We start from the raw sequence: 20,116 nt of genomic DNA on the forward strand, positions 1-20,116 counted from the left end.
GGGCTACATCCGTCCCGGCGTGAATAACCGGGCTGCGCCCGTCCCGGCGTGAAACGCCGGGCTACACCCGTCCCGGCGTGAATAACCGGGCTTCGCCCGTCCCGGCGTGAAACGCCGGGCTACATCCGTTGAAACAAGGAGATGTTATGCGAAAGATTATTTTAGCTGCGCTGCTCGCAGTAACGGCAACGCAAGCCGAAGCACAAAGTCTTGAGCAGCAGGTGCATAAGCAGGCCAACGAGCTGGCGAAAGCCAAGCAGCTGCTGAACCATGCTGATGTGAACGTACGCAGTGCTGCGCTAAGCAATATGCTGCAGTCAAAAGACACCGCCATGCGTGAACTGGCCTACGCGGTGGGGTTTTCGAGCGCCGATGATGTGGCCCGTGCGATTACTTTAAGCCACAGATTCAACGAGACCCAATTGTTACGAGTAGAGCTTGGAGAAGGTGATGACCGCAATGCCAACCGCTTGCGCGAGTCGCTCGGTGGCGTGCTGAATGTGCAGGTGCGCGGTTATGACGAGCACAACGGGCGCTTTGAAGTGCGCCAATTTAGCGGTAGCCATAATGGCGTGGGTGAAGTGGCTGGAATTCAAGTGACGCTGAGCCAAAATGCGTGTAGCGCCAAGTTTGAGTTAGACGACAGCAGCTTGCTACGTGGTAACGTGGTGTGTGGCGGTATTAGCCTACCTGCCACAATTGACTTGTTTTAACGCTTATTCGTTATTCGTTATTCGTTATCGGTTATTCGTTATTCGTTATCGGTTATTCGTTATTGGTTATTCGTTATTGGTAATAGTCACTTCTGAAATAACAATGTCGGTGGCGTCTGGGTTCCAGTGCGAACGCGCCACCAGCATTAACCGCCGTGCCGCCACGTTGTTTAGTTGCACGGTTTTATCTTTCTCGCCGATCATCCAAGTGCCCGCATAAACTGGCACCCAGCCAGCTCCCTCAGCTTTCCGGCTTGCCAAAATTTCAAAGTCGCGAATAAAACTGTCGCGCTCATCGCTATAGTTGCTGAAGGTTATGCTGCTGATATTCTGCAGCGGTGCTTCTGCGCTGGCGCCTAAACTAAACTGCAAGCGCACTTGGTTGGCTATGCGGTAGGCATGCAAGGGGTTGTGTTCGCCAATACTTTGCGGGCCTTGCTGCAAACGGTAACGCCAGTGGCTGGTTTTGTCGCCGTCGCTGATAAATTGCGCGCTGATTTGCGCCGGTGAGGCATGCGACCATGCGGTTAGCTCAAGGGTTTGCTGCAACTGCGTTAACGGTGTTTCGCTAGTAATGCTTAAGCCGTCGTTGAAAAATGGGTTAATGGTTTCAAGCAACCGGTCAATGCGCAGCACCACGCCTTGGCTGGTGTTGGCGTCCACTGACTGCAACATGCCGACCGGGGTGTTGCCGGCGAATACCAAGCTACCGCTCATGCCTTGCATGAGTGGGGTATTGGCGTCGGTTGGTTGAATATACAAGCGCAACAGATCAACCGAGGCAATATTGGCTGGGGTGAGTACGCGCGCGCCGTCGGCACTAATGGTGCTCACGCTTAGCTGGGTTGCGCTTTTTAATGACTTTAAAACGTCGGTGGTGGCGCTGACGAAACTGGCGTAATCAATGCCACATTGGCGCTGCGCGTTACCCGTCACGCCCAAAATAGCTAAGTCATAGCCCAAGGTTTGAATTGCGGTTGCATCGCCGCGGCTGCGCTGCGCATTACCGGCGGTGACACTGGCAAAAAAGGCGTCGTTCACCACGTGCTCTGGAGTGATCAAGTAACAAGCGTCAAGGCGCTTTAACAAGAAGCCTTGGCCAATTTCACCCGCCTCGACAAAGGTTTGGGTGATATCGGTGGCCTGCGCGTAGGCCGTGTTAATACCACCGACATCGCTAACGGCGGTAACCCCGGTAAAAACTGCTAGCGCAACAGCCTGGCGACGAAAATAACTCAAGCTCATGGTGATTGTTGCTCTTCGGTACGTGGCACGGCGAAAATGCTACGCAACAGCACCATCATTTCTAGAATTAAGAACATGACTGCATACAAACTGGTCATGGCGATAACCACAGGGTCATTGGCGAAACGCTTCCACATTGAGGTTTTGGCGTCGTAGCCGGTGCTGCCCATACGCTCAACGCGGGCGACAGTGGTTTCACCGTGGGCGGTAACAGCCATAGGCTCGCCCGGTTCATAGCGGACAAACCCGCGTAGCACCACGTCTTGTTGGTATTCAAAGTCGTTATGCAGCGTAACGCGGTCGCCTTCGTCTAATTGAAACTCGCCCGAGATATAACGCACGTCGCCGAGTAATTCTTGTTCAATAATACGAATGCTGCCTTCGCGCAGCACCGCATCCACCCCAGCGGCCACGTCGTCGCCCAAAATCATGGAGCCACGAAACGGGAATATAAGCTGTTGTGGTTGGGTGAAAACAATATCCACATATTGGCCCAACGGGGTGTAGTTGAAATTGCTTTCTACCTCGCCCACAGAGCCACCTTCGCTATTGTTCTCGAGGGTGATCACTAAGCGTTCTTTGTTGTGATCAATGGTCATGGTGGCCACGGTTCCGGCGGCTACGTGAATATAACTCTCTGAGCCTTCAAGCGGAATTTGTTCGGCGGCGAAAAAATCAATAATTTCGGCGTGCTGCGGAATTTCCCATTGGTTGATGCCGTTTTCCGCAATCGTCACTTTTAAAATATCGGTTTTGGCGCTCACGGTATAAATATTCACCCGTTCGGCGAACATGACGTAGGCCAACAGGCTAATCATGACGGTAACAATGCTAAGAATGATTAACCGTCGTGGCCACCCACACTGCATAAGATGGCGCAAGCGACGCGCCACAATCACGAAAAAGCCTAAACGGGTGCTGTCTCTCATAAATGATAGGCGCATTAGAATAACAAGTTAAATTCAACGGGCGGCAACATGCGGCCAGACTGACGACGCAACAAGGTGATTTTGTTTTCACCTGGCTGCAGAGCGGCCATGTCTAATTCACACATGGTGTCGAAGCCGGTGCGTACGCCGTCAGTGATGGCGCTGCAACGGTAATTGCTATTGCTGTTGGCTACTTGCAGGCGCATGAACACGTCGCTGCGGCCTGAGTTTGCTAATACATATAACTTGCTGTCGTCGGCCGGTTGACCGCGGTAACTGACATATACGCTATCGATTTGTTGACTGTTGGTGCATTTGCCGGGTGTGCTGACGACCGCGATTTCGTTTGCCTTCATGTTTTTTAACATATCGATATGCTTGGACGGGTATTCTAGCGGGAAAACGCCGCCGGCTTCGGCTTGCTCAAGCTGGTAGCTATTTTCTGAGCTGTAACTACCGTCGCGCGACTGCACTTTTACGCACACGTCTTTAACTGTAGTGCTTGGCAGGCGCACGGCAAATTCGCCAGCTCCCTCGCCGGAACCCTCGCCAGAGCTCGCATTCGCCCCCAGGCTACCGACCAGCACGGTGCCGACCAAAATGCGGCCACTGACCGGAACGTTGGAAGCATACTGCTCAGAAAATTGCTCGTCGGCCAATTTTAGCTCTTGTGCTTGGGTTGGAGCGCTTAATGTCAGCCCAATCGTACTGGCTATAACCAATAACATAGTTGATTTTGTTGTTTTTTTCTGCAGTTTGTTGTTCATGGCCGCCTCATCCGAAAAGCGTAAAGATTATGTAAACAGGGGTCAAATATGCCATTGAATAGGGCGCGTGTTCAAGAACAAATTGGCAAATGTTAAAAAAAATTCTTGCAACATGTTTACAAATTATTTACTTTGCAATTCCAGATATCTGGATGACGAATACCATTCATGGAGAGACCATAACAATGAAAAAGTTACTTGCCCCGGCATTACTTGCCGCATCTTTAGTTATCACTGGTTGTTCATCAACGAGTGACGAAGAAAAAGCCTCAATGGACCGTTTTCAATACATGAACCATGTTACCGCTCAAATGGATGAGTTGGGTTATGACAAGGTGACTGTCTTACCAGGGGCTGATGAGTTTTTTAATATTGCTGCTTCTATTGCAGAGCGCCAAGTGAAGGTGATGCAAGAATACCGTACACAAGCTGAAAACCACGCTGACGTACAAGCATTTTTGTATGCCCACCGCGAATCAACACCTGAGCAGTTAAAGCTTGCGATTGTTGAGTTTGACGCAACGGCACCTTCTGAAGATCAAAAAATTGCCGCTAAAATTGCTGCTTACAATGCTGCACTAGAGTCTGTACGTGAAGCAAACGCAAAGCTTTTGGCCGAAATCGTTCTTGAGGGCGGTAAAGCTGCGTATATTTTAGCTCAGTACAACAGCGATATTGCACAAGCGATGGCGTTGTCATCGTTGGGTGGTTTAATGGGCGGCGGTGAACAAACTCCGCAAAACAACGTGTTCTTAGCTTTAGAGCGTGCGAAAGATCACTTGTCTTTAGCGACTGAAGCAAGCGAGTTGATTTCAATTGACGAAGAAACCATTGAAGCAATTAATGCTTTACAGACTGAGTTAGAAGCGAAGTCGTAATGGCATTGTTGAAGTGGTTTGGTGCGCTGTTGCTGCTAGCTTTAGCAGCAACAGGCACAGCTCAAGCTTCCATGTTGAAGCCCATGCAAAAGCCTATACAGGAACCCATGCAAGCCGGTGCCAATGAGTTGGCGCAGTGGCCGCAGTGGGTTTTTGCGCCTACCTCTGATTACCCAGACACCCACCTGTATGGCTTGGGTTTTGGCGCTTCTAAAAGCGCTGCCCGCCAACATGCTTTGGCGGAAGTGGTGCTGCAAATTTCGACCGATGTGCAAGTGTTGCAACGCAGTGTAATGGCTCGTGCCAAGTCTAACGCCGCGGTCACTGTGCGTGATGACTTTGAGCAACGCTCGGCCATTGAGGCGCTTGGGGTTAAGGTAGAAAGCATTGAAGAGCAACGCGCGGCTGCATTACAAAGCCCTGACGGGATAGAGTTTGCGGTGCTGTTAGCGGTGCCCAAAGAAGCGATTATTAGCAGTTTGCACGATCAAGTGCGGCCTTTTGAAAGCTTGGCGTTTCCGTATGACGACGAAACGGCACAGCTGTTGTGGGCCTTGCAGTATCGTCAACAAATTTTAGACGCATTGCGCTTAGAGCGTGCTATGGCGGCCCTAGGTGGCGGCCAACCTATGCTGCGCATGCAGCTGGAGCAATTGCAGCGCGATGTGCAAAGTGTGTGGCAAGTTGCCGGCGTACGCGTGATTGCCGACCGCACCTTAACGCCATTAGTTGGTGGCTTAAGCGCGCAGCTGCCCAGTGCCGAAAACGATCGTTTGTGGGTGCGTTTGACGCAGAAAAAGCAAACAGCCAACAAAGGCAATCAGTTTTTTGAGCGGCGCGAAGTGGTGGTGCATGTGTCACCGGCCAGCACGCCAACCAAAGTATTACAGCAGCAAACCTTGCGCGCCGTTGGTAAAGGTAACTCGGCTAGCCAGGCTGAGCAGGACGCTGAGCAACAAATTCTGGATTTATTAGACCGCCCATTGAGTGTGTGGTTGTTTCAATAATTGGTTTTTAAACCTGTGAATGACTAGGAAAATTTTCATGCAGCTAAAGCAATTTAAACAAATTAGTGTATCGGCACTGGCGGTATTGGTGTTGTCAGCGTGTCAGTCGACACCTGCTGAGCAAACCAGCAAAACCAACGTCACCAACCGCTCTTCGCAGGCTCAGGTTGCCCGCAGTGCTTATGACTTTAAAGACAGCGACATTAAAATTCCGGCCTATTTTGACACCCAAGGCTTAGACCGTTGTACTTTTGACCCGAGCAACGAAAACGACGGTTGCCCACTGAAGAAACCCGTGGTGCGTATGTACTTTGGTGGCACCGACGTGGGCGGTGAAGGCCAGGGCGTGCAAGCATTGCGTGAGTATGACGACAACCAGCTATTGATGATGCTAGAAAACCAATTTAGTGGCATTAACCGGTTCCGTATTATTACTCAAGACGATGATTTAATCGCCGCTGAAAAAGAAACTTACTTAGAGCAGCAAGGCGCGCGTGATTTGGCGCAGCGCGCTAGTGCTGAGCGCGTGTTAAAGCCCGACTACGTGGTAAAAATTGACACTCTGCGCACAGTGAAAAACGAAGGCAGTATTACCGGTTGGATGGACTACACCTTGGAGCTGACTTCAGCGGTATTGAACCCGTTCACGCGTGAGCTGATGTCGTACCCGAACTTAGGTAAAGTGCGGGTGACTTCGGGTGATGTGCGCGAGCGTAACGAGCTGAAATTCATTATGGCCAATAACCGTTATGTTAGCGGCTTCCGTTATTTTGACTCGGCGCATGTAAACGCGGTGATTAACGACATGGCCTCGCGCGGTATTGATATTTTGCTCACTCGTATGTTGTCAGAAATGCCAGCCACCGCACAGGTGATGGGTATTAAGGGCAACCAAGTGAGCCTAGACCGTGGCCAAAACGCCGGTGTTTTACCGGGTGAAACCATGATTATTTTTCAATACGAAGCCGGTTTTGTGGAGCCCATTGGTGTGGCGCACGTGAACCCTTCGCGTAACAGCGCCATTGGCGAAATTACTCAGTGGAAAAACAGTGACGTAGCAGAGCAAGTGGAAAATGTGGCTAAAAACGGTATTTATCGCCCAGCCAACGGCGTCAAAATTTTTGCGGTATCGGTAGGTACCCCAGCAAACTTCTTGGAGAACCGCACATGATAAAACGCACACAATCGTATCGTTTATTGGCGATGGGTTGTGGCTTGGTAGCCAGCGTTGTTGTGGCCGATAGCGTGGGCTTTAAAAGCCATGGCGATATTTATGCAGAAGCCTGTGCCTATGGGCGCGGGCCAACTGCTGTCGCGCAAGCTCAAGCGCAGGCAACCAGCGAGCTGGCAACCTTTTTGCAAGGGGCGGCGCTACGTGAATTTCAACGCAGTGCTGACTCGTTTAGCAGCGTGGACAACGAAGCGCAAATTAGCTGGCTAGAAAGCTTGCAGCAAGGCAGCCAAAGCGGCCTGTCGGCGCAGGCGCTGCCGGTGGTGTTAGGCAAGCCTTATATTCAGGGCAACGACACCTGTGTGGTGGTTACTTTGCCACAGGGCGCTGACGCTGACTCAGTTAGCGACGACGGCTTGCAGTGGGACGACGCTGCGGCCGAAGTTGCGGTGGTGGTTGATGGCGAAGGTTGGCCTTCAAAAACTGGTCAAACGGCGCGCCAAATTGCTGAAATGGACGGCTTGAAGCGTGCGGTTTCGCAAGTGGTTGGCGTGTGGTTGCAGAATAATTTTACTCAATATTCCAACTCAGAATTTGCGCAAAATAATGATGACGTGCAGGAATCCATGCGCGACGTATTGGCGCAACAGTTGCACTCGCGCAGCGATGGTTTTGTCAAGCGCTGGCAGTTGTTAGACACCCAGCAGTTACCTAACGGTGGCGTGAAAGTAACCTTAGAAGCAGTGGTGGCACAACAAGATGTGGCCCAGGCCAGCAATGATTTATTGCAAGCCATTGGTTCGCCGCGGGTGAATGTAGACGCGCCAGAGCCGTTACGCAGCTTTATTGCGGTGTGGTTGTCAGAAAACGGCATTGAAGTGAGCAAAACGGCGCCATTAACAGTTACCGCGTTTGGTGATTTACGCCGTCGTGGCAACAATGCTAGCTTAGACTTTAATGTTCAGGTGGCTGACTTATCGGGTAATATTTACGGCAAATGGCGCAATGATCCGAGTTTGTTGGCATTGCCTGACTCTGACATGGTGATGAATGACTTGATGGAAGTGCATTTAGCCGACCCGACGCAAACCGAGGCGTTGCAACAAACGTTGCGCCAAGCCTTTATGAAGGTGGTGGCGCAAGGCGGTATGGTGCATGAAATTAAAATTGCCCGTAAGTACATGGCTTCTAGCCAGGAGCTGCCGGGTATCTTGCGTACCATCGGCGGCGTACGTGACGTGGTGGTTGGTGGCGATAGTTCAACGGTGTTAGCGCAATTGCGTTATAACGGCAGCGCCGCTGATTTAGCCTCAGCGCTGCAGCAGGCGTTAGGCCCCGTGTTGAATGGCCCGTTGCCACAAGCGCAATTTGAAAACGAATTTCAAATTCTATTTTTATAATTAATTATTCTTTGTTAATTAAGGACGACCTATGAAGTCGATGACAAAAAATCGTATCGCTGTCGCCGTCATGGCAGCTTGGATGGGGTGTGCGGCAGTGCCAGCACAGGCGCAGGACTTTGACTTAACCGACATGGTACCAGCGCGTCCAGGGCAAGCGGTCGAGCCACAAGGAGACGTGGTTGTTGAAGACGGTATTGTGATTGCCGCCGACGAAGCAACGGCAGTGAGTGTTGCTCACCAACAGCTTATTGATAATACCCAAGACGGCGTGATGACCATTGCCGTGGGTAGCGGCGTAGGCTTGCTGTCTACGGGGTCGGCTTCATACCAAACCTACGACAACATTAATGCGACTTTATTGTCGAAGCGCGCGGCTTATAACCAAGCGTTTTTGGCGGCCAAAAAGGGTTTGGTGGAATATCAAAAAGGCGCGGAAGTTGTATGTAGCAACTTAGTTAGCATGCAAATGGACTACATTGACAGTGGCACCGACAGCATGGGTAACACCTCAACCAGCAGCAAAGAGGGCTGTGCTGACTCAGTTGCCGGCTCACTGGCTGGTTATGTGACTTACGATGTGTTTGACGACACCGACAAAAAATCAGTGCGTATTAGTGTGATTTCAACCCCGAAAACCCGTGAGCAAATTCAAGCTAACACGGGTGCGGTGAACGTGGTTTCAGACCCGAACGAAGTGTTTAAACAAGTGGTTTCAGACATTCAAAAAGGTGTGATGCCGCCGCTTGGCGCGAAAGTATTAACCAACGCCAACACCGGTGAAGTGGTGCTGATGGGCTTTGGTTCTGCCATTATTCGTCAGAATAATAACGCCCGTATTGCTTCGCGTTTGGCCGACGCGGCTATGCGCCAGTCGCAAACGCGCGCTCGTGCTGCGTTGTTAGGCACCATGCAAGGTGAAGAAATTTACTGGCGCGGTAGCTTTGACGAAAGCCAAGTAGAGTCAACTGAACAGTTTGAATATGAAGACCCTGTGTTGCAAGACCCAAGCGAAGTCGAAAAACTTGACCAAGAGCGCACGGTGTTTTTGAACCAGTTTAAAGAGACCCAAGATTATGGCTCGTTAACCAAAGGCCAATTGCCGCCAGGCGTTGGCTTGCGTAGCTTTGTCAGTGAAGACGGCTACTGGCAGTACACTGTGGCGGTTTATGCACCGTCGTTGAGTGCGGCCGCGAAAGACGCTGCACGTGATCAAAAAGCACGTGGTAAAGATGCGCGTGATGCACGCGGTGGCGTGAACAACAAGGGTGCGAACCCGCGTGGTGCTTCTGGTAAAGTGTCGAAGGAAGATGACTTATAATGCTTAGCGCGGTACGTTTTATATCGGGGCTATTGTCGGGACTATTGGTCACGGGTATTGGCGTGACTGGGTTGGCGGTTGCGGGGGAGTCGTTGGCGGCTAGCCCTGCGGCTGGCTTGGCAAAGGCCGATTCGCAAGCGACTGTGGTGATTGACCGCAAGTTGCCAGAGCAAGCTTGGGTAAGCCTGTGCCGCAATAAGTTGGTGCAACCCCAATTGCAAGCGACGCGCGATGCGTTGGCCGAGCAGGTGGGGTTTAGCATTGCCGAGCAAGCCGGCTATTTTGCTGGCGAAATTCATGATTTTAAAGTTGTCAGCCATAACGACGAAGAAATTCGTTGCACGGGCAAGGTGGAAGCGGGCGATAGCGCTGCAAATGTGGCAGGCACTGCCGTGCGTGCGGCTTGGCAAATGTACTCGGAGTTAACCTCTGAGCAGCTGAAAAGCTTGCTAGGGTTGGCGCTACGTAACCCAGTGAGTGCAGCCGACGGCGTGGTGCTGATTGCCAAGCTAGCGGCACCAGAGCAACAACTGAGTTATTTGCAAAGCAATCTTGATGCACAAGCGCTGCAACTCGACGCAGCGCGTGCGGCCGCCATGCAGATTTATATTGCCGGGCACCAGTACGATAACGCGCTCGCGCTTGCGACACAGTGTGACGCAGTAGGCTGTCGGCGCTTGATTCCGGCAGCACAGCAAGGGAAACGCAACTATGAAGCTGAACAAGCAAAAGATCTATCCAGCTACTTCTAAGCCTATGTTGAAGGTCATGTGTAAGCCAGCACGTAAGCCAGCATGGAAGCGTGCCGGCGTAGTGACGATGGCGGCGTATAGCTTTTTAGTGAGCGGTGTGCTGGCGAGTGGTGCTGTAGTGGCTAGTCAGTTGGCCACTAGCCCTGTTGCAGTAGCGCAGGCACAAGACTTTGCTGAATTTAAGAAGCGCAACCAACAGCAGTTTTCGCAGTTTAAACAAGATCAAGAAAAGGCCTTTGCGGAATTTGTGGCGCGTTGGCAGCAAGCTGAAGCTAATTACATTCAGCAGCTACGCGAACACTGGAGCGATGCCAAGGTTTCGAGCAAAACCCAGTGGGTAAAATATAGCGACGACCAACGTCAGCGCACCACCGTAGACTATGAAACGGATACCGTGACGGTAGAGATTTTAGATGCGGGCAATGCCGCTGCTGATACGGAAAACGCGGTGAACGAGGCGCTTCGGCAAGTGCGTGAGCTAGGTTCGACCAAACTCTCGACCGCAATTAGCCAAGACCCCATTCATATTTCTGCCGGCATGAACTTTAACAATGTGCGCAGCTCATCGCACATGCAGGGGCAGTCGGTATTGCCGGCGCAGTATGCCCAAGTGAATAAACAGCAGGCTCAGGTAGAACGCCGGGCTGACCGTACCGTGGTGAAAGTGAAGTTACCGCCAGCAGCCGGAAATGATCGGGCTAGCCGCATGCTGCCATTAGCGAAGGCTTATGCAGCGCAAGTTGGCTTGTCACCCGCTTTGGTCATGGCCATTATTCATACCGAATCGAGTTTTAACCCGTTGGCGCGTTCGCCCATACCGGCCTTTGGTTTGATGCAAATTGTACCCACTTCAGCGGGGCGTGATATTACTGAGTACATGCATGGCGAGCAGCAGTTATTGTCCGCTGATTATTTGTATGACCCCGATCAAAATGTGCAGGCGGGCACAATTTATTTACACTTACTAAATAATCGTTACTTCAAAGATGTACGCGACCCAGAAAGCCGTTTATATTTAGCCATTGCAGCCTACAACACTGGGCCGGGCAATGTTTCAAAAGCCATTGCGAACAGTAACAAGTTGGCGGATGCCAATCGGGTAGCGAATCGAATGTCGGCGCAGCAGATTTATGACCGTTTAATGGCAAACTTGCCCGCCACAGAAACCAAAAATTATTTGCGCAAAGTAACCTCGCGCCAAAAACATTACCAAGAGGAATTTAATCTATGATGAACAACAAATTCAAAGGGTTATTGGCGCTAGGCGCTGTCCTTACGTTAGCGGCTTGTAGCTCGAACGACGGCGCAAACACTATGCGTGAAGTGACTAAAAACGAGCAAGACAACGCGCCAAACTGGGTGTTTAACCCAGTGGTTGATGGTGCCTTGGCGAGCTCGCAGTGTGTGCAATGGAGTGGGCAGATGCAAATTGACCGTGCGCAAGTGATTGCCGCTGCGCGGAATGATTTGGCCCAGCAAATTCGCACCCGTGCCGCGGTGCTCGATAAAACCTACAGCAGCAAGGGCACTGAAGGCGTGCAAGCCGAGGTAAGCAGCACCTTTGAGCAGGCGAGCCAGCAGTTGAGCTCAGAAGTGCTTGAAGGCTCAGTGCCACAAGAAGTAACGTTGGCGCAAATTGACGGGCAAAAACAGCTATGCGCGTTAGTGGTTATGGAAGAGCCGAAGCAGCTGTTCGACAACATGATGAACATGAGCGGCGTTGACGCCGACCCAATGTCTGAGCAAGCCATGTACGAAACCTTCATGCTTGAAAAGACCAAAGCCGAATTAGAGGCCATGTTGAAGTAGCCCGGCGTTACACGCCGGGATGAAGTAGCCCGGCGTTATACGCCGGGACGTGCGCAGCACGGTTATTCTATTAAGCGCCGCAGATGTTCGTATATTTGCACCGCAAACGTTCGTATATTTACGGGGCTTCGCCCCACCCGGCGTGAAACGCCGGGCTACAAACGTAAAACCTTGGTTAATCCCGATCTTTTCGTCTATTACTTACATACACTTACGTAGGTAATTTACATTCTAAAGAAAAGGGATTAACCAATGTCATTTCCCGTATTACTCGGTATTGTCATTTTAATCTGGTTGTTATTGGTGTTTGCTGGCGCTTTTGAAGCGTTGCGGCACCGATTATTGCTGCGTGGCATTCCGGTGCGCGTGCACGTGAACGGCACGCGCGGCAAGACCAGTGTGACCCGACTCATAGCCGCTGGCCTGCGCGGTGGTGGCAAGCGTGTGTGCGCCAAAACCACGGGCTCAGCCGCAGCCATGACCGACCCCGACGGTCGCGAATTTCCTATCTACCGCATTAGCGGTGCCAACATTATTGAGCAAATGCGCATGCTCAAACGCATGGCCACCCTCAAACCGGAAATTGTGGTGGTGGAATGTATGGCGCTGCAGCCGCATTATCAAAGTTTAAGCGAACTGCGCATGGTGCGCTCAACCGTTGGCGTTATTACCAACGCCCGAGCTGATCACCTTGACGTGATGGGCCCCGGAGAGCGAGATGTAGCGCTGGCATTAGCGGGCAGCACGCCGGTACGCGGCAACTTATTCACCGCCGAGCGCGACTTGCTCGAGGTATTCAAAGACTCCTGCCAAGACCGCCGCAGCGAGCTGCATGGTGTCACCGAAGATGAAGTTGCTGCTATTTCTGACGAAACGCTCGCACAATTCAAATACGCGGAACACGCCGAAAACGTCGCCTTGGCGTTGAAAGTGTGTGCTCACTTGGGCGTCGACCGCGCAGCCGCTTTGCAAGGCATGATTGCGCTTGAGCCTGAGGCTGGTGCCATGCAAGTGCTGCACGTGCGCTACTTTGAGCGCGAGCTAGTGTTTGTGAATGCCTTCGCTGCCAATGATCCCGAGTCGACCGGACGTATTTGGGAAAACATGCTGGCCAAACACGGTGAAATTGACGGCAAAAAACGGCGTTCGCTCATGCTGATTAACTGCCGTGCCGACCGGCCCCATCGCTCGCAACAAATGGCTGAAGCAGTGGTTGAGTGGACCGCCGCTGACAAAGTGGTCCTGATGGGCTCAGGCACTTTTATATTTGTGCGTGAAGCCATGAAATTCGCGCTCGACCCCGACAAATTGTTGGTGATGGAAGGCGCACACATGACCGAAATCACCGAAGTACTGCTTGAACAATCTTTTGGCAACGCCCTGATTGTTGGCATGTGCAATATTCATGGAGGCGGCGAAGAAGTCGCGCGCTTTTTCCAAAACCGAGCCGTAAACGAGGAAGATTTATGATAGCGCTGAATATATTGGCTGTTGCCATAGGTATTGGCCTGTTTTTCACATTGTTACTCACGCAAACCTTAGGTTTAGCCGCCGGCGGTTTAGTCGTACCCGGTTATGTTGCGCTGCAGCTGACCGACCCGTTGAGTCTTATTTTGACGCTAGTTGCTGCTTTTGCGACCTATTTAATCGTCAAAATCGTCTCGAGTTTCGTGATTGTGTATGGCCGCCGTCAAACCATCATCATGATTTTAACCGGCTACATTATTGCCGGCCTGTTTGACTTGTTTATTGGCAACCTCGTGAACTGGACCGACTTACAAATGATAGCCGGCGTAGATGAAGCGCAAGCCCAAGTTCAAGCGCTGGAGTCAAACTTTATGATGATGGTGATGGAAAGCAGTATTATTGGCTACATTATTCCGGGCTTAATAGCCATTTGGTTTGAGCGCCAGGGCGTGCTGCAAACCTTGTGTGGCTTAGCCGTCACCGCGGTACTGGTGCGCTTAGCATTGATCGCCATTATGCCCGAGTCGCTGCACATGTACGAAGCGAGTCGCGCGTTTCAAATGCCAGGTTGGTAAGCACCAGTTAGGTCAAGGAGAAGTATTAACATGAGTAAATTTACCAAAATTTATTGGCGCTCTTCAGGTGTTCCGCTGTGGGGCCAAGTATTTTTAATTGCGCTGGCGTTGTTAGCTTTGGTGTTAGCCGAGAACCTGCGTCAACGTGACCCAGTGGTGGACAAAAACTACGCCACTATGGTCAACGCCGCCAAAATTATGCGCGAAGGCATGGACGTATTGAAGCCATTGCGTGCCGCGCGAGCACCCATTAACCCCGAGTTTGATCCGCAGCGTTCGGGCTTAATCGGCTTAGAAAACTCGGTGGTCACCACCAACCAAGGTGGACGCGAGTCAAAACAAACCACGGTTAACCCAAATTGGGCGGCGGTGGCGGTAAAGCTGTTAGCCGAAGCTGGGGTTGAGGAAGGTGATTTAGTTGCGGTGACGGTTTCCGGCTCGTTTCCGGCCATGAACTTAGCCGTATATTCGGCGCTAGAAGCCATGGGCGCTGACGCTGTTATTATTGCCTCTGCGTCGTCGTCACAATGGGGCGCCAATGTGCCAGGCTTTACTTGGCTGGACATGGAGCGCGAGCTGCGCGCCGCTGGCGTCATTTCGATGAAGCCAATTTATGCTTCGCTGGGCGGTATTGAAGACCGCGGTATTGGTATTGCTGACGAAGGTATTGATTCACTGCGTGGGTCAATTAACCGCGCTGGTATTACCATGATCGAGCCGGCGAATTATCAAGAAGCGGTGGCCGATCGTATTGCGATTTTCCGTGAATATTCGGCTGATCGTAGCTACAAAGCGTTCGTGAATGTGGGCGGTGGTGCAACGATTGTGGGCCCGCCAGGTATTGACGATATGTTTAAGTCGGGCCTGCAAAAAGACGCACCAGCGCGCGCGTTTGCGGTCGACACCGTGATGGGCTATTTCTTGCAAGAAGATATTCCAGGCGTGCACTTTATTGGCATTAAAAACTTGGCGAACCGCTATGGCTTGCCCATTGCGCCGGTAGAGCCAGTGCCCGTTGGCAACGGCGGCATTTATTCGGCCACCGTGTACAACCGCTGGCTGGCGCTTGCATTGGGCTTGGGCTTGTTTGGCATGACCTGGCTGATTGTACGCTCAGCGCGTATCACCAGTATTTTCAACCGCGCCGGCGCCCACGGCAACGTCACCAAACCCATGGTGTAGCCCGGCGCTTTCCGTAAGGTAACGCCGGGACGTGCGTAGCCCGGCGTTATACGCCGGGTAACGCGAAGCGTTGTAAATGTATAAACCGTTGCAGTGTTGAAGTAAATGTATAAACCGTTGCGGTGTTGAAGAGAATAACGGGGCGTTGCCCCACCCGGCGCTTTCCGTAAGGTAACGCCGGGCTACGGTTTAGAAGCTGTACATGGCCATGAATTGTAGGCGAGTTAGGTCGCCGTCTTGGCCAGCTTCGTTTTCACGTTGTGCTAGCGAAACTTCGCCACCGAAGGTGAGTTTTTTGTCGACTGAGTGCATCAGGTTCACGCCAATGCGTTGGGTGAATTCTGTTGCCAACGAGCCTTCAAGGTTGTCTTTGTTGTCGGCCCAACCGCGGCTGTAAACAAAGTTAGAACGGGTAGTGTCGTTCCAGTGGTGGCGGTATGCAAAAGTAACACCGCTAACAGTTAGGGCTTCTAGGCTGTTGCTCGGGTCTACGTAGGCGCCGTTGAAAGTATTTAAGCCCATGTAACGGCCGATACCTTTACCGGTGGTAAACGACGCGCGAATGTCGTTGCCGCCGTCAAAAGCGTATTTGGCACCGACGGTAATACCGTAACCTGCTGCAGTTTCGTCTGAGCCATTGCCGTCAATGTCATAGGCAAGCTGGCGGAAAAGGCCGGCCACGCTGTATGACAAGTTGCCCGTTGTGTTTTTCCACTTAGCGGTGAAGTCTGGCATGATGCCTTCGCCGGTTGCTTGACGTGCGACAGCGCCGGTGCCTGGGTTGACAAGGCCAACGGTGGTTTCTGGGTTCTCAATGGAGACCGACCAGTTGCCGTCGGTGTAACGTACTTGCGGTTGACGCATAAACACCATGCCGTCGGTGGCGCCAACAAAGTCAACTGACTCTGGCAAAACACTCAAGTCTTGGAAGTTTGACCAGGCTTGGCCGATCATCCAGTTTTTGTAAGTTAAGTAAGCCTGACGTAAGCGTGGCGCGTACGAGTTAGAAATACGCTCGTCGCCGCTTGGTACGGTCAAAAAGTCCATTTCAATGCGGCCGCTAATGGCTTCGCCGTTTTCGAGCGTTTGTTTGACGTCGAAGAAGAAGCGCGATTGGCGGGCGTGGAAGTCGGTGACTTGGTCATCGCCTTGGCCACCCACTGGCGTTAAGCTTGGAATATAGAACTGACGGCCAATGTTGCGGTCAGTGCCATTACCGGCTGAGCCATCGCCATAGTCTGAAATCATGGCATCGAGTTTGACATAGCCGCTAAATGACCATTCTGGGCCGTCGGCAGCTTGCGCGGTGGTGGTTACGCCGCCTGCTAAGCCGGTAAGTACTGCACTGGCAATTAGCGATTTGGTTAGGTTTTTATGCAACATTGCTGTGCTCCTGTTTTGTAAGATCAAATACGATATTAGCTATTGGATATTAGATATTAGCCGGGTGCCTTAGCGCGGCTTTATAGGTTATTCGTTATTCGTGCACTTCGCTGTTGGTCCGCGCTGCGCGCTGTTCGGAAAAGCCAATCACCAACAGTGAGGCGAAGCCGAACGCACGAACAACGAAGTGCACGAATAACGAAGCACGTATGGTTTAAGCTTTTAACATGATGCGGTAATTATCAATCTAGACTATGGTCTAATGGCTTGATCGAGCTCAATATCTGAAGGTATACACAATTTAAAAATGCGTTATTCGTTATTCGTGCGCTTCGCTGTTGGTCCGCGCTGCGCGCTGTTCGCAAAACACCAATGACGAACAGTGAGGCGTAGCCGAACGGACGAACAGCGCGAAGCGCGCACGAACAACGAATAACGAATAACGAAGTAGGAGGTTTTATGCAGCACGAGACGTATAAAGTGCCGGCGGATGCCAAGGCGCGGGCACTGGTCAATAATGACAACTATTTAGCCATGTATGAGCAGAGCGTGAAAGACCCTGACGGGTTTTGGCGTGAGCATGGGCAGCGTATTAGCTGGTTTAGTCCGTTTAGCAAAGTGAAAGAGACGAGTTTTGCGCCGGGCGATGTGCGCATTAAGTGGTTTGAGGATGGTACCTTGAATGCGTGCTACAACTGTGTGGACCGTCATTTGGCGGAGCGCGGTGATAAAACGGCGATTATTTGGGAAGGTGACGACCCAAGTGTTAGTGATGAGATTAGTTATAAGCAGCTGCACCATGAGGTGTCGCGTTTTGCCAATGGTTTGAAGAAGTTGGGCGTGAAGAAGGGTGACCGCGTGGCGATTTATATGCCGATGGTGCCTGAAGCGGCTTACGCGATGTTGGCTTGTGCGCGTATTGGTGCGGTGCATACGGTTATTTTTGGTGGTTTTTCGCCGAACGCGATTGCTGATCGTGTGAATGACTGTGGCGTGAAGGTTGTGGTGACTGCCGACGAGGGTCGTCGTGGTGGTAAAACCACGCCATTGAAGGCTAACGTAGACGAAGCTTTGCGCAATGGTCGTTGCCCAAGTGTTGAGCATGTGGTGGTGGCTAAAGTAACGCATGGTGAAACCGAGTGGGACGACAGTCGCGACGTGGCGTGGGACCAATTGGTGAAAGATGTGCCAGCGGAGTGTCAGCCAGAGGTGATGAACGCGGAAGATCCGCTGTTTATTTTGTATACCTCGGGTTCAACCGGTAAGCCGAAGGGTGTGTTGCACACTACCGGTGGTTATATGGTGTGGGCGTCGATGACCCACGAGCTGGTGTTTGATTACCATGAAGACGACGTGTACTGGTGTGCGGCCGATGTGGGCTGGATTACTGGTCATAGCTATATTGTTTATGGGCCGTTAGCGAACGGTGCGACCACGTTAATTTTTGAAGGCTTGCCAACCTATCCGGGCGTGGGCCGCATTGGTGAAGTGGTTGATAAGCACAGCGTGAATATTTTATACACCGCGCCAACAGCAATTCGTGCGTTGATGGCGAAGGGCACTGCTGCTGCGGAAACCTCGACGCGTAAGTCATTGCGTACTTTGGGGTCAGTGGGCGAGCCAATTAACCCTGAAGCCTGGGAGTGGTACTACAAAGTGATTGGCGAGAGCCGTTGCCCGATTGTAGACACGTGGTGGCAGACCGAAACGGGCGGCATTATGATTACGCCGTTGCCGGGTGCGACTGACTTGAAGCCGGGGTCGGCGACGCGGCCATTCTTTGGGGTGCAGCCGGCGTTAGTGGATGCCGACGGTAATGAGCTTGAGGGTGCGGTTGATGGCAACTTGGTGATTAAAGACTCGTGGCCGGGACAAGCGCGTACCTTGTGGGGTGACCATGAGCGGTTCGAGCAAACCTATTTCTCGGCGTATAAAAACTTATACTTCTCGGGCGACGGTGCGCGCCGCGACGAAGACGGCTATTTCTGGATTACTGGTCGAGTGGATGACGTATTGAACGTGTCGGGTCACCGTTTGGGTACCGCGGAAATTGAGTCGGTGCTGGTTGAGCATCCGAAGATTTCTGAAGCCGCTGTGGTGGGGTATCCACACGATGTGAAGGGCCAGGGTATTTATGTGTATGTGTCGGCCATGGCGGGCACAGAAGTGTCTGATGAGTTGACCAAAGAGGTGCGCGATTGGGTGCGTAAAGAGTTGAGCCCCATTGCTACGCCTGACTTTATTCACTGGACGCCTGATTTGCCAAAAACCCGTTCGGGCAAGATTATGCGCCGTATTCTGCGCAAAATTGCCGCCAATGAGTTCGAAAACTTAGGCGATACCTCTACGCTTGCCGATCCGTCTGTGGTAGATTCGTTAATCGAAAATCGACTGAATAAGTAGCCCGGCGCAAAGCAACGGGCTTGTAGCCCGGCGTTCTACGCCGGGTGACGCGCAGAGTCGCGATTGTACGGGCATAGGCGGTGCCGAATGGAATAACCGTGCTACGCACGTCCCGGCGTGAAACGCCGGGGTACGGGCATAGGCGGTGCCGAATGGAATAACCGTGCTACGCACGTCCCGGCGTGAAACGCCGGGGTACGGGCATAGGCGGTGCCGAATGGAATAACCGTGCTGCGCACGTCCCGGCGTGAAACGCCGGGGTACGGGCGACGCGTACCGACGTGGAACGGATCGAATATGGCAAAATTTTTAATAGCAGATGATCATCCTTTGTTTCGTGAGGCGCTGCAGGGCGCTCTTGCGAACCATTATCCTGAATTAACGCTGCGTGAAGCGGGCGATTTAGACGCCACGCTGGCGGCGCTTAGCGAAGACGATGATCTTGATTTGCTGCTGTTAGATTTGCACATGCCCGGCAGTGGTGACTTATACGGGTTAATTCGCATTCGCGAAGACTACCCGTTATTGCCGGTGGCCATTATTTCGGGTTCGGATGACCCTGCGGTTGTCGCCAAGTGCATTGGTTTTGGTGCGCTTGGCTTTATTCCGAAAAGCTTACCTTCGGCGCAAATTGCCGAGGCCATTGATGTCATTTTGCAAGGTGACACTTGGGTGCCCGAAGCTATGCGTGGCAGGTTAGACAACTTAACCGACGAAGACCAAGAACTCGCCAAAAAAGTCGCTGATTTAACCCCCCAACAATACCGTGTATTGTACTTGTTACACGAAGGCTTGTTAAATAAGCAAATTGCCTACCAATTAAGTATTACTGAAGCCACGGTGAAAGCCCACATTACTGCTATCTTCCGTAAACTTGGCGTATACAGCCGCACGCAGGCGGTGCTGCTTGCTGAGCGTTTACAGTTAGAAACCCCCGCGCCGTAACGAATTAATTACAAAGGTGATTACAAACTGGTCAGATGTGAAGTTTGAGCGACCGGAAAACTTTTCAACTCGTTGTTTCCCATAGTTTTTTGCGAGTTAATTGCGCATGCCTTTGTGCGCTTTTATAAATTTTTTGCTGTTCAGTTAGATTTACGTTGATTGGTTGTTA

General features: G+C 51.9%; 18 protein-coding genes. 14 read left to right on the forward strand and 4 right to left on the reverse strand.

Translation table 11 applies throughout. The annotated features are described in order from the left end of the window. Window positions 1-146 precede the first annotated feature (146 nt). Window positions 147-713 (forward strand): hypothetical protein, encoded by a 567-nt coding sequence (locus BM334_RS02185; RefSeq protein WP_092837284.1) that lies wholly within the window; start codon window positions 147-149, stop codon window positions 711-713. A gap of 66 nt (window positions 714-779) precedes the next feature. Here BM334_RS02185 and BM334_RS02190 read toward each other — a convergent pair whose 3' ends face one another. The 3 genes from BM334_RS02190 to BM334_RS02200 are packed head-to-tail and all read right to left on the reverse strand — an operon-like array spanning window position 780 to window position 3,654. Beyond that, window positions 780-1,958 carry a hypothetical protein gene (locus BM334_RS02190; RefSeq protein WP_092837287.1) on the reverse strand — a complete coding sequence of 393 codons (1,179 nt, stop codon included), beginning with the start codon at window positions 1,956-1,958 and terminating at the stop codon, window positions 780-782. Beyond that, a complete protein-coding gene (locus BM334_RS02195) occupies window positions 1,955-2,887 on the reverse strand; it encodes a hypothetical protein (protein ID WP_126801810.1) in 933 nt (310 codons plus the stop codon). Before BM334_RS02195 ends, BM334_RS02190 begins: the two co-directional genes overlap by 4 nt. 14 nt (window positions 2,888-2,901) lie before the next feature. Next, on the reverse strand, window positions 2,902-3,654 hold the full coding sequence (locus BM334_RS02200) for a hypothetical protein (protein ID WP_092837292.1): 753 nt from the start codon (window positions 3,652-3,654) through the stop codon (window positions 2,902-2,904). Between the two features lie 185 nt (window positions 3,655-3,839). Here BM334_RS02200 and BM334_RS02205 point away from each other — a divergent pair, with 185 nt between their 5' ends. From BM334_RS02205 to pgsW, 11 genes are all read left to right on the forward strand, one after another. Continuing rightward, a complete protein-coding gene (locus tag BM334_RS02205; protein ID WP_126801811.1) occupies window positions 3,840-4,532 on the forward strand; it encodes a hypothetical protein in 693 nt (230 codons plus the stop codon). Beyond that, the gene (locus BM334_RS02210; RefSeq protein WP_092837298.1) at window positions 4,532-5,539 is read left to right on the forward strand and encodes an LPP20 family lipoprotein; all 1,008 of its coding nucleotides are present in this window, start codon (window positions 4,532-4,534) and stop codon (window positions 5,537-5,539) included. The genes BM334_RS02205 and BM334_RS02210 overlap by 1 nt, the downstream gene beginning before the upstream one ends. 37 nt (window positions 5,540-5,576) lie before the next feature. Next, window positions 5,577-6,710 (forward strand): hypothetical protein, encoded by a 1,134-nt coding sequence (locus BM334_RS02215; protein WP_092837301.1) that lies wholly within the window; start codon window positions 5,577-5,579, stop codon window positions 6,708-6,710. Next, window positions 6,707-8,110 (forward strand): hypothetical protein, encoded by a 1,404-nt coding sequence (locus tag BM334_RS02220; protein WP_092837304.1) that lies wholly within the window; start codon window positions 6,707-6,709, stop codon window positions 8,108-8,110. Before BM334_RS02215 ends, BM334_RS02220 begins: the two co-directional genes overlap by 4 nt. Window positions 8,111-8,141: 31 nt before the next feature. Next, window positions 8,142-9,431 (forward strand): hypothetical protein, encoded by a 1,290-nt coding sequence (locus BM334_RS02225; RefSeq protein WP_241970885.1) that lies wholly within the window; start codon window positions 8,142-8,144, stop codon window positions 9,429-9,431. Then, complete coding sequence (locus BM334_RS02230) at window positions 9,431-10,183, forward strand: hypothetical protein (RefSeq protein WP_092837307.1); 753 nt, start codon at window positions 9,431-9,433, stop codon at window positions 10,181-10,183. Before BM334_RS02225 ends, BM334_RS02230 begins: the two co-directional genes overlap by 1 nt. Further along, complete coding sequence (locus tag BM334_RS02235; protein WP_092837310.1) at window positions 10,143-11,414, forward strand: murein transglycosylase domain-containing protein; 1,272 nt, start codon at window positions 10,143-10,145, stop codon at window positions 11,412-11,414. The genes BM334_RS02230 and BM334_RS02235 overlap by 41 nt, the downstream gene beginning before the upstream one ends. Then, a complete protein-coding gene (locus tag BM334_RS02240) occupies window positions 11,411-11,992 on the forward strand; it encodes a hypothetical protein (protein ID WP_092837313.1) in 582 nt (193 codons plus the stop codon). The genes BM334_RS02235 and BM334_RS02240 overlap by 4 nt, the downstream gene beginning before the upstream one ends. A 252-nt stretch (window positions 11,993-12,244) precedes the next feature. Further along, window positions 12,245-13,462 (forward strand): poly-gamma-glutamate synthase PgsB, encoded by a 1,218-nt coding sequence (gene pgsB / locus BM334_RS02245; protein WP_092837316.1) that lies wholly within the window; start codon window positions 12,245-12,247, stop codon window positions 13,460-13,462. Next, on the forward strand, window positions 13,459-14,034 hold the full coding sequence (gene pgsC / locus BM334_RS02250; protein WP_092837319.1) for a poly-gamma-glutamate biosynthesis protein PgsC: 576 nt from the start codon (window positions 13,459-13,461) through the stop codon (window positions 14,032-14,034). The genes pgsB and pgsC overlap by 4 nt, the downstream gene beginning before the upstream one ends. A gap of 30 nt (window positions 14,035-14,064) precedes the next feature. Next, on the forward strand, window positions 14,065-15,216 hold the full coding sequence (pgsW, locus tag BM334_RS02255; RefSeq protein ID WP_092837322.1) for a poly-gamma-glutamate system protein: 1,152 nt from the start codon (window positions 14,065-14,067) through the stop codon (window positions 15,214-15,216). A gap of 189 nt (window positions 15,217-15,405) precedes the next feature. Here the strand turns inward: pgsW and BM334_RS02260 are convergent, their stop codons facing one another. After that, the gene (locus tag BM334_RS02260; protein ID WP_092837325.1) at window positions 15,406-16,599 is read right to left on the reverse strand and encodes a DcaP family trimeric outer membrane transporter; all 1,194 of its coding nucleotides are present in this window, start codon (window positions 16,597-16,599) and stop codon (window positions 15,406-15,408) included. A 459-nt stretch (window positions 16,600-17,058) separates the two neighbouring features. Here BM334_RS02260 and acs point away from each other — a divergent pair, with 459 nt between their 5' ends. Together acs and BM334_RS02270 are read left to right on the forward strand one after the other, a co-directional pair. Then, window positions 17,059-19,002, forward strand: a complete 1,944-nt coding sequence (gene acs / locus BM334_RS02265) for an acetate--CoA ligase (RefSeq protein WP_092837327.1) — start codon at window positions 17,059-17,061, stop codon at window positions 19,000-19,002. Between the two features lie 297 nt (window positions 19,003-19,299). Next, entirely contained in the window at window positions 19,300-19,947 is a 648-nt protein-coding gene (locus tag BM334_RS02270; protein WP_092837330.1) for a response regulator transcription factor, read from the forward strand. The last annotated feature ends 169 nt before the right edge of the window (window positions 19,948-20,116 follow it).

Source organism: Pseudidiomarina donghaiensis (genome assembly GCF_900116895.1).
Taxonomy (GTDB): Bacteria; Pseudomonadota; Gammaproteobacteria; order Enterobacterales; family Alteromonadaceae; genus Pseudidiomarina; species Pseudidiomarina donghaiensis.